This window comes from Nocardia sp. NPDC058114, from assembly GCF_042884695.1.
Lineage (GTDB): Bacteria > Actinomycetota > Actinomycetes > Mycobacteriales > Mycobacteriaceae > Nocardia.
On the sequence record NZ_JBHVTK010000007.1, the window covers coordinates 268,111 to 285,460 of the forward strand.

The 17,350-nt window shown below is 69.6% G+C and carries 5 protein-coding genes; all 5 read right to left on the minus strand.

Annotation, left to right across the window (positions count from 1 at the left end):
• Window positions 1–58: 58 nt before the first annotated feature.
• The 5 genes from ACFVVI_RS25635 to ACFVVI_RS25655 are packed head-to-tail and all read right to left on the minus strand — an operon-like array spanning window position 59 to window position 17,338.
• Window positions 59–1,153 (minus strand): ABC transporter substrate-binding protein, encoded by a 1,095-nt coding sequence (locus ACFVVI_RS25635; RefSeq protein WP_378991520.1) that lies wholly within the window; start codon window positions 1,151–1,153, stop codon window positions 59–61.
• Window positions 1,154–1,201: 48 nt separating this feature from the next.
• Window positions 1,202–1,990, minus strand: coding sequence for an ABC transporter permease (locus tag ACFVVI_RS25640; RefSeq protein WP_378991521.1), 789 nt, complete (start codon window positions 1,988–1,990; stop codon window positions 1,202–1,204).
• Complete coding sequence (locus ACFVVI_RS25645; protein WP_378991522.1) at window positions 1,990–2,808, minus strand: ABC transporter permease; 819 nt, start codon at window positions 2,806–2,808, stop codon at window positions 1,990–1,992. Before ACFVVI_RS25645 ends, ACFVVI_RS25640 begins: the two co-directional genes overlap by 1 nt.
• Window positions 2,805–3,815 (minus strand): ATP-binding cassette domain-containing protein, encoded by a 1,011-nt coding sequence (locus tag ACFVVI_RS25650; RefSeq protein ID WP_378633221.1) that lies wholly within the window; start codon window positions 3,813–3,815, stop codon window positions 2,805–2,807. Before ACFVVI_RS25650 ends, ACFVVI_RS25645 begins: the two co-directional genes overlap by 4 nt.
• On the minus strand, window positions 3,812–17,338 hold the full coding sequence (locus tag ACFVVI_RS25655; RefSeq protein ID WP_387447204.1) for an amino acid adenylation domain-containing protein: 13,527 nt from the start codon (window positions 17,336–17,338) through the stop codon (window positions 3,812–3,814). Before ACFVVI_RS25655 ends, ACFVVI_RS25650 begins: the two co-directional genes overlap by 4 nt.
• Between the last annotated feature and the right edge of the window lie 12 nt (window positions 17,339–17,350).

The window sequence follows — 17,350 nt, forward strand, 5'->3', positions numbered from 1 at the left end:
CCACGCTAAGCAGGTGGACTGCGCTGGGACTGCGAAGACGCTGGGAGTCAGCTGGGAGTCAATCGGTGACGTAACCGTTGAGGCTGTTGCGCAGGTCGGTGAGGACCGCGCGGGCGGCGGTGAGCCCTGTGGTGTGCCAGATCTTGTCGTCGACCGCGAAGACCCGCTTGTCGGTCGAGGCGCCCAGTTCCTCGAACTGGTCGGAGCGCAGGACCTGTTTGCCGTGTTTCTCGCCGTCCGGGCCGTCGAACATCACGTAGATGACGTCGCCTTCGGCTTTGGTGGCGAGGTCGGCTTCGGTGATGTCGAAGGACGGTCCGCGCTGGGCGGTCGGACGCTGGACGCCGACATCGGACAGGACGTGGGCGGCGAAGGTTTCGGCGCCCTGGACCTGCGTGGTGTCGGCGGTGAAGCGCAGCACCGAAGCTTGGGACTGGCGCGCGTTCAGTGCGGCGCCGAGGTCGTGCGCCTCGGTGAGGTAGTTCTGCAGGGCGGTTTCGGCGGCATCGTTGCGGTTCATCCCCGCGGAATAAGCGGCGAAATCGGACTGCCAGCTGCCGCCCGCACCGATCAGCACGGTGGGGGCGATCTTGCTCAGCGCCTCGTACCCGCCCGCGGCCGGTGCGACGTCGCCGAGGATCAGATCGGGCTTCAGCTCGGCGATGCGAGCCGGATCGGGCTGACCGATCGGTCCGATGCTGGGCACCTTCACCACGCCGTACCCCAGGTACATCGGCTGCGAACGGTCGCCGTCGAGGGTCACCGCGCCCGCGACCCGCTCCCACAGACCGACCGCGCAGGCCGCGTCGAGCGCCGAGGTGGTGAGCACGACGATGCGTTGCGGGTCGGCGGGAACCTGCGAGGTACCGGCGGTGTGAGTCACCGTTCGGGTGCCGCCGGGGCCCGCGTCGGGCGCACTCGGCAACGGGCACGCGGTCGCGGTGTCGCGATCGGCCCCGACCACGCCCGCACCGGCGATATTCGTGGTGGTGCGGATGATCGTGCTCGCGTCGTCGTGCTTGTCCGCGCATCCCGCGGTGAACACGGCGGCGCACAGCACCGCGGCAGCCACGACGACGCCGCGTGAGCGGACGCGCCCGCCCTGCTCTGCGGTGCGACGGAATCGGGTGCGGTTTCGGACGCTCGCCAGCATGCGCACGAGGGTACTGCGTAGCCGACGGCGTGAATGCCGCGGGCCGAGCTACCGGCGGCTCGCGCGCCGGAAGCCGACGGCGGCGGGCACGGCGAACACCAGGAGCGCGGCGCCGGACCAGGCGAGGGTGAGCAGCAGCGGTACGGCGATGGGACCCTTGTCGGACAGTCCGCGCATCGCGTCGACGGCCACCGACATCGGCTGGTAGCGCACCACCGGCTGAATCCAGGTCGGGAAGGCGACGAGCGGCACGAATCCGGTGCTGAAGAACATCATCAGCGAGGCCAGGATCGTGATGCCCTCGACCAGTGAGGCCTTCGCGCTGTAGACGGCGACGGCGGTGACCATGGTGGCGAAGGCGAGGCCGAACACCACGGGGATCGCCAGGAATACCAGGCCGGCCAGTGGACCGTGGTGGAAGCGGAACCCGAGCAGGTAGCCGACGATCAGCACCGTCACGGTGCCGAGCAGGATCCGGCAGCCCTCGGCGAGGATGCGCGAGATCAGGCCCGACGCACGATGCACGGGCAGCACCCAGAATCTGGCCAGCAGACCCGCGTCGCGTTCACGCCCGAGCAGCACGCCGCTCGCGACGGCGCCGGACAGCGCGCCGACGAGGGCGACCATCGGCACCGAGCCGTAGAGGGCATCGTCGCCGGTGAACTTCTCGATCTGACCGCCCACCACGATATTGAGCATCACCAGCAGCAGACAGGGGATGAGCAAGGTCTCGAGCAGCGTGACCGGGTTGCGTGCCCAGCGCACCAGCAGCCGCTCGGTCTGGATCAGTGTGTGCCGTAGCAGCGACACCGCCGAGGTCTCCGAGTGTTCTGCCATCAGGCCCTCCTGGAACTCAGCCGGATGGCCACCGGCGCGCAGATCGCCAGCATCGCGGCCAGCCAGAGCAGCGACGGGGTCACCAGCGACCAGGTCACCGTCCCGGCGTTGCCCTTGGTGTCACCGGCCAGCGCGCGCAACACGATCGCGAACTGGGAGACCGGTTGATTGCGCACGAACCACTGGATCCACTCCGGGAACTGGCTCGCCGGTGCGAGACCGGTCGAGAGCATGCCGAAGATCAACGGGGGCAGCAGCAGCGCCTGCGAGGTGGCTTCGGGGCTCTTGGACAGCGTGCCGATCACATCCGCGCCGAGGGTGAACGCGAGTCCGATGAGTACCGAGAATGCCAGATAGCCGAGGGTGTGCGCGGCGTCGAGCCGGAATCGGAAGCCGATCACATAGCCCGCGGCGATCCCCGCGGCCAGCGCGATCAGCAGCCGGAACAGGTTGGCCGACATCCGCGCCGCGACCGGAACCAGCGGGCGCAGCGGCATCGCGCCGAAGCGGCGGTTGAGGCCCGCCACGGAATCGGTGGCCGAGCGGAACGCCGCCGAGATGGCGGTGAACGCGGCGGCCTGCAGGATCACCAGCGGCATCATGTATTGGGCGTAACTGCTGAAACCGTTGCCGGAGAACGTCATCACCGTTTTCAGCGGGATGTAGAAGCTGGCCGTGAAGGCCGCGGGCGCGAGCACCGAGGCGAGGAACTCGCCGGTTTTGATCGAGGGCACGATCAGCCGGGTGCTCAGGACCCACCACTGCTGCACCGTCTCCGGTGTCGCGCGCACGGAGGTGTTCCAGGTGATGGCGGTCATGGGGTGGCCGCCGATTCGTCCTCGGTCGAGGCGAGGTGACCGGTGAGCTGCAGGAACACATCGTCGAGCGAGGGCCTGCGCAGGGCGATGTCGACGAGTTCGACCGAGGCGTTGTCGAGTCGCCGCAGGGCCTCGGCGAGTGTCTTGGCACCGTCGGGCGCGGGGATGGTGATGCGATCCGATTCGGGAGTGAGCGCGGCCAGGTTCTCCGCGGGAAGCAGCGAGCCGAGCGCGGCGACGATGGTGGGTAGCCCTTCCAGATCCAGCGGCACGATCTCGCAGTAGCTTCCGCCGGTGCGGTGTTTCAGCTCGTCGGCGGTGCCGGAGGCGATCACCACGCCGTGGTCGATCACGATGATCTGGTCGCTGAGCGCGTCGGCCTCCTCCAGATACTGAGTGGTGAGCAGGGTGGTGATCCCCGCGGTCTTGAAGCTGCGCACCAGATCCCAGACGCCCTGTCTGCTGCGGGGATCGAGGCCGGTGGTCGGTTCGTCGAGGAAGACGACATCGGGTCGCACCACGAGACCGCACGCGATGTCGATGCGGCGCCGCATGCCGCCCGAATAGGTGCCGACGCGCCGATTCGCCGCCTTCTCCAGATCGAATTCGCCGAGTAGTTCCCTGGCCCTGACCTGCGCCGCCGGTTTGCGCAGCCCCATCAGCCTGCCGAACATGACGAGGTTCTCGTAGCCGCTGAGCATGTCGTCGAGCGCGGCGTACTGCCCGGTGAGCATGATGCGTTTGCGCACCGCGGCGGGGTCGGCGACGACGTCGTGGCCTGCGACCACCGCCCGCCCGCTGTCGGGCGTGACGAGGGTGGACAGGATGTTCACCATCGTCGTCTTGCCCGCGCCGTTGGGGCCGAGGATGCCGAGCACCTCACCGGGGGCGGCCTCGAAATCGACGCCGCGCAGCGCGTGCACGTCGCCGAAGGACTTCTCGATCCCTTCGACCACGACGCCGCCGGTGCGCGGGTTGCTCTGCACGAGAGTGTGTTCGACGCTCATATCCGGTCTCCTGCTTCCAAGTGGTCATCGAGCAGTGGCGAGATGATCGACAGTGCGTAGGGATTGGTCATGTCGTCGTGGGTCACGTCGACGTCGTGGTCGGTGATGGCGCCGGTGACGTAGGGCCGCCAGCCGTCGGGGCCCATCCATTCGGCGGGATCGACCGTGGCGCGGAAATAGACGACGTCGCCGTGGTAGACCGGGCGCTGATATCCGGTCCGGGTGCCCGCGGAGGCGTTGTAGGAGCCCGCCATGCGCTCGATCGTGGCCGCGTCGATGAGCTCGACCCCGCCGAGCCGGGCGGTGATGAGCTCGGCCGCTTGTTCGGCGGTCGATTCGGCGGGCACGTCGTCGATGCCGAAGATGGCGCCGAAGGTGTTGATGAAGGCACCCGGCGACAGGCGCTCGATGGTGTCGCCGTCGATGTCGGCGGTATCGGTGTCCAGCAGTGCCACGACGCCGACCTGCTCGCCCGCCGCCTGCAGTTGCACCGCCATGGCCTGGGCGATGAGTCCGCCGAAGGACCAGCCGAGCAGGTGATAGGGGCCGCTCGGCTGCACCGCGCGGATCTCGCGCACGTAGCGCTGGGCGAATTCCTCGATGGAACGGGCGGAGGGTTCGCGGCCGCTGAGGTCGGGTGCTTGGAGCCCGTAGATCGGGCGGCCCGGCCGGAGCTGTTCGGCGAACCCCAGGTAGCTCCACGACATTCCGGAGGAGGAGTGGACGCAGAACAGCGCGGGTCGATCGCCGTCGGGGCGGATCGGTAGCAGCACGTCGAGACCGAGTCCGGTCGGTCCGGGCTCCGCGACCGCTGCCGCGCGGGCGGTCATGGCGGCGGCTTCGTCGGCCGAAGCGAGCTGGGCCGCGGGGGTTTCGGCGAATCGCGCCGCCGCGTCGAGTGCCTCGACCCAGAGCTGCGCGAGTTCGGCGACGTCCGCACGATCCAGCAGCTGTGCCGCGTAACCGAAGTCGGCCTGTAGCCGGTTGCCGACGACCATGGCGTTGATATCGATGGGCGACATGATCGGCACCTCCGGATGCTCGGCCGCCTCGAGCTCACCGAGCGCGTCGGTGGGTAGCCAGCCGAGACCTTCCAGGCCGGGCGGTGTGTCGACCGAGGTGTGCCTGCCCAGGTAGTTCACACAGATCTGGCCGGGGAGCCGGGTCGGAAGATGCTCGGCTGCTTCGGGATTCAGGTAGCGCAGCAGGCTGAATCCGATGCCCTTGTCGGGGACCGCGAGCAGATCGTGCTTGACCCGGCGGATGGCCGCGCCCATGGCGGGGCCGCCCGCCAGCGCGTCGTCGATGTCGATGTCGGCGAGATCGAGGCGCACCGGGTACAGGTTGGTGAACCAGCCGATGGTCCGCGACAGATCGGCGCCGGGCACGACTTCTTCCTGTCTGCCATGGCCTTCCAGACGCAGCAGCGCCGAGGGCTCGTCCACGCCTCTGCGCGCACGCCAGCGCACCAGCGCCACGGCCAGGGTGGCGAACAGCGCGTCGGTGACACTGCCCTGGAACAGGCGGGGCAGGGTGGTGAGCAGCGCTGTGGTGGTGTTGTCGTCGACCTCGATGTCGAGGCGGCGGACGGTCTGGCCCTGGTCGGTGCCTGGATCGAGGTGACGGGCGCCGAGCAGCGGGTCGGGGCCGTGCACCACCGCTTGCCAGTACGGGAGTTCGGCGCGGCGCCGCTCGGAACGGGCCTGCTCGGTCATGGCGTGCGACCAGCGCCGCATCGAGGTGCCGATATCCGGGAGGATCGGGGTGGCGCCCGCCGATACCTGGGCCCATGCGGCGATCAAGTCCTGCACCAGGATTCGCCACGACACGCTGTCGATCGCGAGATGGTGCGCGACGATGATCAGGCGTCCGGGCCCGGTGTGCGCGCCGGCGTCGCCGACCGGATCCAGCCACACGAACTGCAGGACGACCCCGTCCGCCGGATTCAGTCGGTTCATCGCGGAGTCGAGCTCGGTCTGGGCGTATTCGCGCAGCTCGATCGGGTCGATGGCGGCGTCGAAGGCCGTGCGGTGCACCAGTGCGTCGACCTCGATCGAACCGGGGTCGGCCACGCGCAGCCGCCAGCCGTCCTCGGCTGCCCACAGGCGGGCTCGCAGCATGTCGTGCCGGTCGATCACGGCCGAGACAGTGGCGACGAGTTGCTCGCGTTCGATGCCGACGGGCAGTTCCAGCACCGCGGTCTGGGCGAACCGGTCGAAGTCGCCGCCGCGTTCGACCATGTAGTGCACGATCGGTGTCAGCGGCAGGTCACCGGTGCCCCCACCGGGCAGTTCGGCCAGCGCTTCCACCGTCTCGGCGGCATCGACGGCCGCACCGAGCGCCGCCACCGTGCGGTGTTCGAAGACCTGCAACGGCGTGCAGTGCACGCCGCGCAGCTTCGCCTGGGTCACGAGCTGGATGGCCAGGATGCTGTCGCCGCCGAGGGCGAAGAAGGAGTCGTCGATGCCGACCCGTGCGCGACCGAGCAGTTCGGCGTAGACCTCGGCGAGTACCAGCTCGGTCGGCGTCTCCGGTGCGCGGTACGGGGTGTCGTCGGTGACGAACACCGGCTCCGGCAGTGCTTTTCGGTCGAGTTTGCCGACCGCGTTGATGGGGATCTCGTCCAGCACCACGAACGCGGCGGGCACCATGTACGCGGGGAGCGTGTCGGCGGCGAGGGCGCGGATATGTGCGATGTCGAGGTCGGCGCCGGGCATGCGCACCAGGTAGGCGGCGAGGGCGGTGGCGCCGGTGGGCCCCGGAACACCCAGCGTCACCGCGAGATCGACACCGTCGATGGCGCCGAGCACCGCATCGATCTCGCCGAGCTCGATGCGCTGGCCGCGCACCTTCACCTGGAAGTCGGTGCGGCCGAGGTATTCCAGCGCCAATCCTGGAGACGTGCCAGCGGGGTTCTCGGACAGGGCGGGGCTGTCGGACCGAGTGGCGCGGACGCTGTGTACCGGGGTGTTCGTGCGAGTCCACCGGACCAGATCACCTGTGCGATAGAGGCATTCGCCGGGCAGGCCGAAGGGGTCGGCGATGAATCGGGCTGCCGTCAAGCTCGGCCGCGCGTGGTAGCACCGCGCGAGCGCGGTGCCCGCGAGGTACAGCTCACCCGCGACGCCGACGGGTACCGGGCGCAGGCGGTCGTCGAGGACGAGTGCGGACGCACCGCGAACGGGAGCGCCGATGGTCACCGGCTCCGCAGCGGACAGCGGCGCGGAACCTGTTGCCCAGATGGTGTATTCGGTCGGGCCGTACAGGTTGACCATCGTCCGCCCGCCGGCGCCGCCGCACCAGCGCGCGACGAGATCGGGGCCGACCGCCTCACCCGCGACCGCGAGCACCCGCAGGCTCGACACGTCGGCGGGATCGATGGTGGCCAGTGCCGACGGCGTGATCACCATGTGGCTGACCTGCTCGGCGGCGATCAGTTCCGCGAGGGGGGCGCCGCCGAAGACATCCGGCGGGGCGATCACCGAGGCGCCGCCGCAGCCGAAGGCCATGAGCGCCTCGAAGATCGACGCGTCGAAGCTCGGCGAGGCCACCTGCATCACCCGGGCGTGTTCGTCGAGGGCGAGGTCGGTGCGCTGGGAGGCGACCAGGTCGGCCAAGCCTCGATGGGTGACGGTGACGCCCTTCGGGGTACCGGTGGAGCCGGAGGTGTAGATCATCCAGGCCGGGTTCTCGACCCTGATCGGAACCGGCAGTTCCGCGGGGGTGAGGTCCGCGTCGTCGGTGGCGCCCACGCGGGTGGCGAAGCCGGGGTCGTCGAGGATCAGCCAGTGGGTGGTGTCGGACAGCTGCGGCCGGTATGCGGCGAGGGTGATCCCGACTCGCGCGCCGGAATCGGAGAGCATGTGGTCGATGCGGTCCGCCGGATGTTTCGGGTCGACCGGCAGAAACGCCGCGCCCACCTTCGCCGCGGCCCAGATGCCGACGTGGAGCTCGACACACCGGGGGAGACCGAGGGCTACCACAGATTCCGTGTGCGCTCCCGCCTCGATGAGCAACCTGGCCAACTGATTCGACCGGGCGTGCAGCGCACCGTAGGTGATCGTGTCGGATACCTGTGTGGGTTGTGCCGCGGCGTCGGCGGAGGTGGGCTCGGTCGGGGAGATGGTGCCGGTGGCCCGGGTCGCGGTGGCCGTCGCAGTGCCGGCAACCAGGGCTGGTCGGTCGGGGAAGGTCGCGGCGGTGGCGGTGAGCAGGTCGGCCAAGGTCGTCGTGCCCGCGGTAGCGGGGCCGTGGACCGGGACGAGTTCCGCGCGTTCGGATTCGGCGAGGAGGTCGATATCGGCGAGGCGGATGTCGATGTCGGTGAGGACGGTGGCGAGCACCTGCCGCCATCGGGTCGCGAACGAGGTGACGGTGGCGGCGTCGAACAGATCTGTCGCGTAGGTGAGGACGCCGTCGATGCCCGCCGGGCCGGTCTCGTCGAACCGTTCGCGCAGGTCCAGGGTGAGGTCGAAGGCCGAGGATCGGCGGTCGAAGTCCTCGACCTCGAAACGCAGCCCGGGCAGTTCGAGCACCGGTTCGATGAAGTTCTGCAGCGACAGCGACACCTGGAACAGCGGGTGATGGGCGGTCGACCGGGTGGGGTCGAGTGCCGCGACGAGCTGCTCGAACGGTACGTCGGCGTGGCCGAAGGCGTCGAGGTCGGTGTCGCGGACGGTGGCGAGCAGCTGCCGGAAGCCGGTGCCGGGGTCGACCGGCGTGCGCAGGGCGAGGGTGTTGACGAACATGCCGACGAGATCGTCCAGCGCGGCCGCACCGCGACCCGCGATCGGCGTGCCGATGACGACATCGCCGGTACCGGCGAGCCGGGCCAGCAGCACCGCGAGGGCGGCGTGGACGACCATGAAGACGCTGACATTGTTCGCGGCGGCGAAGTCGATCAGCGCACGGTGGGTCTGTTCGTCGACGGTGAAGTCGATATCGTCGCTGCTCATGGTCTGCACCGCCGGACGGGGGCGATCGGTGGGCAGTTCCAGCGCATCCGGTGCGCCCGCGAGTGTTTCGCGCCAGTACCGGATCTGCTGTGCTGCCACGGACTCCGAATCCGTCGCGCTGCCGAGAAGCTCGCGATGCCACAGCGCGAAGTCCGCGTACTGCACCGTGAGCGGCGGCTGCGTGGGTGCTGTACCCGACACCCGCTCCGAGTAGGCGGCGACCAGGTCCGCCGCCAGGGGGGCCATCGATGCGCCGTCGGCGCTGATGTGGTGTACGACGAGGACGATGACATGCACTGACACAGGGTCTTCGGATCGATAGGCATTGCGGGGTCCGGTCTGGGCTGGGTGACTGTTGAGGCGGAACAGGCCGACACGCAGTGGTGCCTGACGGGTGAGGTCGAAGCCGGTGCCTGCCAGTTCGTTGATCTGCTCACGCAGTGGCGCGCCGTCTTCGGTGTCGATCAGCGGCATCGACGGAACCGCGGTATCGATGCCGACGACAACCTGACGCGGGCCCTCGGCGTCGGCGGGATAGCGGGTGCGCAGGCTCTCCTGTCGTTCGACCACGTCGGCGAGAGCGCGGCGCATGGCTTCCACATCGAGGGTTCCGGTGAGGCGCAGGGCGATCGCGATGTTGTAGGCCGACGAGTCGGGGTCGAGTTGATTGAGCACCCACATACGCTGCTGGGCGGGGGACAGGGGGATGCGGTCCGGGCGCAGGCGGGGAGCCAGCGCGGGCAGGCCAGGACTGCCCTCGGCGGCGGGGACGACCCGCGCCGACAGTTGGGCGACGCTCGGCGCGTCGAAGAGATCACGCAGCGCGATGGTGGAGCCGAGCGCCGAATTGACCCGGGCGACAACCTTCGTCGCGCTCAGCGAGTTGCCGCCGAGTTCGAAGAAGGACTGGTCGACGCTCACCCGTTCGCTGCCGAGGACATCGGCGAACACCGCGGCGACGGCCTGTTCGATCGGTGTGCGCGGTGCGAGGTAGGACTGCTGGGTGGCCGAGAAGTCCGGTATCGGCAGGGCTTTGCGGTCCAGTTTGCCGACCGGAGTGAGCGGGATATCGTCCAGGACGACGATATAGGCGGGCACCATGTATCCCGGCAGTTCCGCCGCGACCTGAGCGCGCAACCGTTCGGTGTCGAGTGCGACATCGGGCACGGCGAGCACGTAGGACACGAGCACGGTGGCGCCCGCCGGTCCTTCGCGTCCGATCGTCACCGCGTAGTCGACCTCGGCGTCGCGCGAGAGCACCGCGTCGATCTCGCCGAGTTCGATCCGCAGGCCGCGAATCTTCACCTGGAAGTCGCTGCGGCCCAGGTATTCCAGGGTGAGCGCGGCGTTCTCGCCCGTGACCCAGCGCACCATGTCGCCGGTCCGGTACATCCGTTCCCCGGCGACGCCGAACGGGTTGGCGACGAACCGGCTCGCGGTCATCTCGAACCGGTTGAAGTAGCCGCGCGCCAGCGCGGGCCCGGCCAGATACAGCTCACCGGCGATGCCGACCGGCACCGGACGCAACCAGCTGTCCAGCACCACCAGTGTCGCACCGCGAATCGGTCCGCCGATCGTGACCGGTTCGCCGGGGAGCAGTTCGGCGGGACCGGTTGCCCAGATGCTGAACTCGGTGGGGCCGTACAGATTCACCATCCGCCTGCCCGCGGCCCACTTCTCGATGAGCTCGGGGGTGGCCGCCTCACCGGCCACCGACAGCACCCGCAGCTCGGTGAGATCGGTGGGCTCCATCGTCGCCAGCGCCGACGGGGTGATCACCGCGTGGGTGACCCGCTCGGTGCGCAGCAGCGTCTCGAGTTCGCCGCCGCCGTAGACCTCCGGCGGTGAGACCACCAGGCGTCCACCCGCCGCGTGCGCGGTCAGCATCTCGAAGACCGAGGCGTCGAAGCTGGGAGAGGCGACCTGGAGTGCGCTGGCGGTCGGGTCGAGCGCCAGGGTTTCGCGCTGGGCAGCAACGAGATTCGCGATGCCGCGATGGCTGAGCAGAACCGCCTTCGGCTTGCCGGTGGAACCGGAGGTGTAGATCAGGTAGGCCGTGTGGTCGATATCGAGCGGGCCGCCGCGTTCGGCGTCGGTGATCGGCGCGTCCGAGACCAGCATGGCGCGGCGCATGGTGTTCAGGTCGTCGAGCAGCAGCCAGTCGATGGACCCGGGCAGGTCTTCGCCGGTAGCCGTCACGGTGACGCCGATCGGGGCCTTCGAATCGGTGAGCATGTGCTCGATCCGCTCCACCGGATAGCTCGGATCCAGCGGGACGAAGGCCGCCCCCGTCTTGGCCAGTGCCCACACGGCGACCACCGATTCCAGCGACCGGGTGAGCGCGAGCACGACGAAGATCTCAGGCCCGATCCCGCGGCGGAGCAGGACCCGGGCGAACCGGTTGGACCAGGCGTCGAGGTCGCCGTAACTCATTCGCAGCTCGCCCGAGCTGACCGCGATCGCGTCGGGATCGATGCGCGCGCCTGCGGTGAGGATGTCGGGCAGCGTGCGCATCGGCAAGGGCGGTGGCCCGTGCACCGGTGCCAGCGTGGCCAGTTCGGCGTCGCTGCAATTTCGCAGTTGCGAAACCAGGGTGTGCGGATTCTCGGCGAGTTGGGTGAGCACCCGGACGAACCGGTCCAGGAGTATCTGTGCCGCAGTGGGTTCCAGCTGATCGGCCATGAACTTCACCGTGATGCGCAGGGCGTCGCCCGCACCGGCCTCGCCGCGCAGCGGAATCACCATGAGGTTCAACGGGTACGGCGTCGCGTCGGTGCCCTCGACATCGAGCACCCGCATGCCCGCGATGTCCAAGGCCTGCGACAGCGCCTCCCGATCGATGGGGTAGGACTCGAAAACGGTGAGCGTGTCGAACAATTCGGCCAGCCCGACCACGCGGTGGATGGCGGCGAGGCCGACGTGCTGGTGGTCCATGAGCCGCGCCTGCTCTGCCTGCACGCGAGCAAGCAGGTCGCGGACCTTTTCCGACGGATCCAGCGTCACCCGCACCGGGACGGTGTTGATGAACAGCCCGACCATCTCCTCGACACCGGGCAGCTCCGGCGGCCGACCGGACACCGTGGCGCCGAACACCACATCGGTGCGACCGGTGAGCATGGCCAGCAGTAGCGACCAACCGGCCTGGACCAGCGTGTTCACGGTCGCACCCGCTTCTCTGGCCGCGGATTCGAGTACCGCGACCGTGGCGGAGGACAGATCGTGCGAGAGCATCGCGGTCTCGGTCGACTCGATGCCGACGAGGGTGGGGACGGCGCGGGTCGGCGTGTCGATCCCGGCCATGGCCTGCTTCCACGCCGACAGCGACGCCTCCGCATCCTGGTCTCCGAGCCAGGACAGGAAGTCGCGGTAGGACGGGGCGGGCGGCAACATCGAGGTGTCGCCCGCAGTGACGTACAGGGTGAGCAGCTCCCGCACCAGCAGCGGCGTCGACCAACCGTCCAGCACCAGATGGTGATTGGTCATGATGAGCCGCAACGTTTCCGCGCCGGTCCTGACCAGGGTGAAGCGGAGCAACGGGGGCCGGGTCAGGTCGAAGCGGGTCAGCGCGTCGAGCTCGATCACTCGGTCGAGCTCGCGAGCTCGCTGGTCTTCGTCCGCGATCTCGGTGAGATCTACTTCTTCCCAACGGATCTCGGCGGCGGACAGGACGAGCTGACGCGGGCCGTCGTCGGTCTCGACGAAGGCCACACGCAGGTTCTCGTGCCGATCGACGAGCGCCTGTGCGGCACCGCGCAGCCGGGTGGCGTCGACCGTGCCCGCGAGGGTGAGCAGTGATTGGACCGTGTAACCGTCGGCGGTGTCGGAGTCGTAGAGCGCGTGGAAGAGCAGGCCGTATTGCAGCGGCGAGAGCGGCCAGACGTCGGTGAGCGCCGGGTAGGTGTGCTCCCAGCGCTCGATCTGCGGCTGATCGACCGTGACGAGCGCGAAATCCGAGGGGGTGCGGCCACCCGCGTCGCCGGTCGCGGCATGGGTGACGAGTGCGCGCAGGGCCTGCGACCACAGCTCGGCCAACGCGCGCACGTCGGCCTCGTCGAGCAGTCTGCTCGCGTAGGCCCAGGTGACTTCCAGCCCGGCATCGGTCAGCACCGCGTTGATATCGACGACGGCGGCCAGTGGGGCTCGGTCGTCGTTGGTCGCGGCGAAACGTCGCGGAACCCAGGGATCGTCGCCGGTCACCGCCCTGCCGAGATAGTTGAAGCTCAGCTGGGGTGTCGGCGCGCCGGCCAGTACCGCGGCGGACTCGTCGTTCAGATAGCGGAGCAAGCCGAAGCCCACGCCGCGATCGGGGACCGACCGCAACTGCTCCTTGGCGGCCTTGATCGCCGAACCCGCCGCACGGCCGCCGGCGAACGCGTCGCCGAGATCGATCCCGGTCAGGTCGAGTGCGACCGGGTACACGCTGGTGAACCAGCCGACCGTGCGCGCGACATCGGCGCCGGGCAGCAGGGATTCGTCGCGGCCGTGGCCCTCCAGCGTCAGCAGTGCGCCGGTGCGGTCGCGCCATCGGCATACGGCCATGGCGAGCGCGGCCAGCAGCACATCGTCGGCGCCGCAATGGAACTGCTCGGGCACGCCGTGCAAGACGGTCTGTGCGACGTCCGAAGGCACCGTCGACTGCCACTGCGCCATCGTGGCGACCATGTCGAGGGCGGGGTCGAAGGCGCAGGCGGTCTCCGCTACCGGGTCGGACAGCTCGGAGGCGGTAGCCGGCGCGGCGGTCTGGGCCGTGTCGCCGGACCGATCGGAAAGAGTCGAGGTGGTCGTCGCGCGGTGGGCACTGCGACGGTCGGTGCGGGCGAACGGCGGGTCGGGTGTGGCCAGGATTCGCTGCCAGATCGGCAGTTCGTCGAGACGTGTCGCGGCGTTCTCGGGCTGGCTGTGCGCCCAGCGGCGGAAGGAGGTGCCGACCGGGTCGAGCGTGCCGCCGAAGGATGCGGTCGCCAAGTCCGGCAACAGGATTCGCCAGGAGATACCGTCGGTGACCAGGTGATGCAGGACCAGCCAGCACAGTGGGGCGGCGTCGGCGCGTTCGACCAACACGAACCGGGCGACGACACCCGCGGGGGGATCGAGTAGGTCCGCGGCGTTCTGCAAGGCGCGCTCGACCGCGTCCTCGGTGTCGGCCCGGGTCACCTCGATCAGATCCTCGGCGTCGACCGCACCGGGCTCGGCCACCACCCATTCCCAGCCGTCGGCCGTCGGTCGCAGCGACGAGCGGAGGAGATCGTGCTGGTCGAGCAGCACCTGGAGCGCCGCCGCGAGCCGCGGACGGTCGAAACCGTCGGGCAGCCCGATCAGGACGGCCTGCCCGTAGCGTCCCCAGGTGTCCGGGTGCTCGACCATCGCGTGCACGATCGGGGTGAGCTCCACCGCGCCGACCCCGCCGCCGGGCAGCTCGTCCACCACCGGTACCTGGGTGTCGTCGGCGACAGCGGCCAGCGCGGCGACCGTCTTGCGTTCGAAGACATCGCGGGCGCTGAACGAGATACCGGCGGCCTTCGCCCGCGAGACCAGCTGGATCGACACGATGCTGTCGCCACCGAGCGCGAAGAAACTGTCGTCGACACCGACGGTGCCGAGTCCGAGCACCTCGGCGAAGAGGGCTGCCAACGCTTCCTCGCGCGGCGTGGACGGAGCCCGGCTCGCGACGGTGCGCGCACCGAAGTCCGGTGCGGGCAATGCCTTTCGGTCCACCTTGCCGAGCGGGGTCAGCGGCACCCGGTCGAGCACCATCACCACGGCGGGCACCATATAGGCCGGAAGCGTTTCGCCGACAGCGGCTTTCACCGCTTCTGGATGGACCTCGGCACCCGGCTCGGCCGTGACATAGGCGACGAGCGCGGTGGCGCCGGTCGGCGACTCGGCACCGAGCGTGATCGCGAAGTCGATCTCGGGCAGCCGCTGCAACGCGGCATCGATCTCGCCGAGTTCGATCCGGTAGCCGCGTACCTTCACCTGGAAGTCGCTGCGCCCCTGGTATTCCAGGGTGACGCGGCCCTCGGCGTCGGTCCAGCGCACCAGATCGCCGGTGCGATACATCCGGTCGCCGGGTGCGTGCGGATTCGCCACGAACCGGCTCGCGGTCAAGCCGCTGCGCCGGTGGTAGCCGCGCGCGACACCGGGGCCCGCGAGGTACAGCTCACCCACGGTGCCCGCCGGTACCGGGCGCAGCCACGGGTCAAGGACCAGGCCGCAGACGCCACCGACCAGGCTGCCGATCGTCACCGGGGCGCCGGGCACCAGCGGTTCGCTCAGGGTGGTGGTGATGGTCGTTTCGGTGGGCCCGTACCCGTTGATCAGCGAGCGCCCGGCCCATTTCGCCACCAGTTCCGGCGGGCACGCGTCACCGCCGACCACGATCGTGCGCAGGTCGGGCAGCGTCACCGGGTCGAGTGAACCGACAACCGCCGGGGTGACATTGAGATGGGTGACGCGGTGGGTGCGCAGCACGTGCGCCATGTCCTCACCCGCGTAGGCCGACGGCGGGACCACCGCGAGGGTGGCACCGGCGGCCAGCGTCACCACGATCTCCTCGACCGAGATGTCGAAGCTCGGCGAGACCGCGTGGGCGACCACAGAGTCCGGCTCGACCCCGAACCCGGCCCCCGAACTCGCCGCGAGGTTCGCCAGGCCGCGATGCGAGACCAGCACGCCCTTGGGCAGACCGGTCGACCCGGAGGTATAGATGACATAGGCGACCTGATCCGCCGCGATCGCGGCCGTGCGGTCGGCATCGGTGATCGGCGCGGGGTCATGGGTGGCGAGTTCGGCGGTGATCAACGGGTCGTCCAGCGAGAGCCAATCGACCTTGTCGGGCAGCGACTTTCGCGCCTCGTCGACCGTCAAGCCGGTGACCACCCCGCTGTCGTCGATCATGTGCTCGATGCGATCGTCGGGGTAGGTCGGATCGATGGGAACGAACGGCGCACCGGTCTTGGCCACCGCGACGGTGGCGAGCACGGACTCCGCGGACCGCGGAATCGACAGCGCTACCGCGTGTTCAGGCCCCGCGCCGGCGGCGATCAGCAGGCGGGCCAGGCGATTGGTGTAGTCGTCGACCTCGCGATAGCTCAGTGTGTCGTCGGTACCCCAGCGCAGCGCCACCGCGTCCGGGTCGAGCGCGGCGCCCGCCGCGAGGATCTCGGGCAGGGTGCGCGTCGCGACGCCGGCCGGGCCGCGCGCGGGCACCGAGGCCGCCTGCTCGGCATCCGAGAGAACGGGCACCGTCGACAGCGGGGCGTCCGGCCCGGCGACGAGGAACCGATGCAGGAACAGCAGGAATCGCTCGTGATGGCCCGCCAGGTCGGCGTCGCTGTACAGGTTCGCGTTGCCTTGCAGGTCGATGTGGGTGCTCTCGCCGCCGACGCCCGGGTACAGGTTGACGAACAGGTCGTCGATCAGGCCGGAGGTGAGCACGTGGAGCCGCCCGACGACCGGGCCCAGCGCGATCTTGGTGTCCACCATCATCAGATTCACGGCGGGGCCGAACGAGGCCGCCTCGTCCATCGCCCAGCCGAGATCTCGGACGATGTCCTCCTGGCGGTAGCGCTGGCGTCGCAACGCGCCGGTCAGCTCGCTCTGCACGGCGAGAATCGCCGCCCCGACGGTGGTGGTGGGATCGAGGCGCACGCGCAGCGGCACGACATTGGCGAGCATGCCGCCCGAACGACGCAGGGTCGCCGAGGTCCGCGCGGAGACCGGCAGGCTCAGCACCACTTCCGGCGCGCCGGTCATCGCGGCGAGATAGGCGCCGAAGGCCGCGACCACGGTCGGCGCGACACCCGAATTCACCGATGCCGCAACCGAATCCAGCAGGGTTCCGGTCTCCGCGGGCAGCGCGCCCGATACCCGGTTGGGGTGGGCGTCGACCTCGGCGTCGCGGCCGGCGAGCGTCACCGGATCGGCCAGCGCGGCCAGGTGCTCGCGCCAGTAGTCGCGGTCGGTGGTGAAACGGCCGGAGGTGCGGTAGGCCAGATCGGCATCGACGATCTTCTGCAACGGCTCGGCCTTGGTGGCCGGCGGCTCACGGCCGTCGAAGGCGGCGTTGTAGAGCTCGCCGACGCGCTGAACCAGCGCCAGCGCGCCCATCCCGTCCAGCACGATGTGGTGCATGCGCGCGTACCAGAACCAGCGATCCTCGGCGACACGCACCAGGGCGATGCGGACTAATCGGTCGTGCATCACATCCAGTGGTGCGGTGTACTCGGCGCGCATCCACGCGTGCGCGGCCGCTTCCGGGTCGGGGCGGTCACGCAGATCCAGTTCGGCCACGTCGTCGTCGAGGGTCAGATCGACGACCTGATGGGGGTGACCGTCGATATCGACCAGCCGCAGATAGCCGGTACCGAACTCACGACCGGTCCGCTGGACCGCGTCGATCAGCAGCGCGAGGTCGACCGCGCCGGACAGCTCCACGTACTGGGCGATGGAGATGGGGGTATCGCCCGCGATGTGCTGGGCGAACCAGATGCCGCGCTGGGCGGCCGACAAGGGAAAAGGGCCTTCGGGTGCGACGGCATCCGACGCATGCGAAGAGGACTGGATCATGAGCGAACCTGC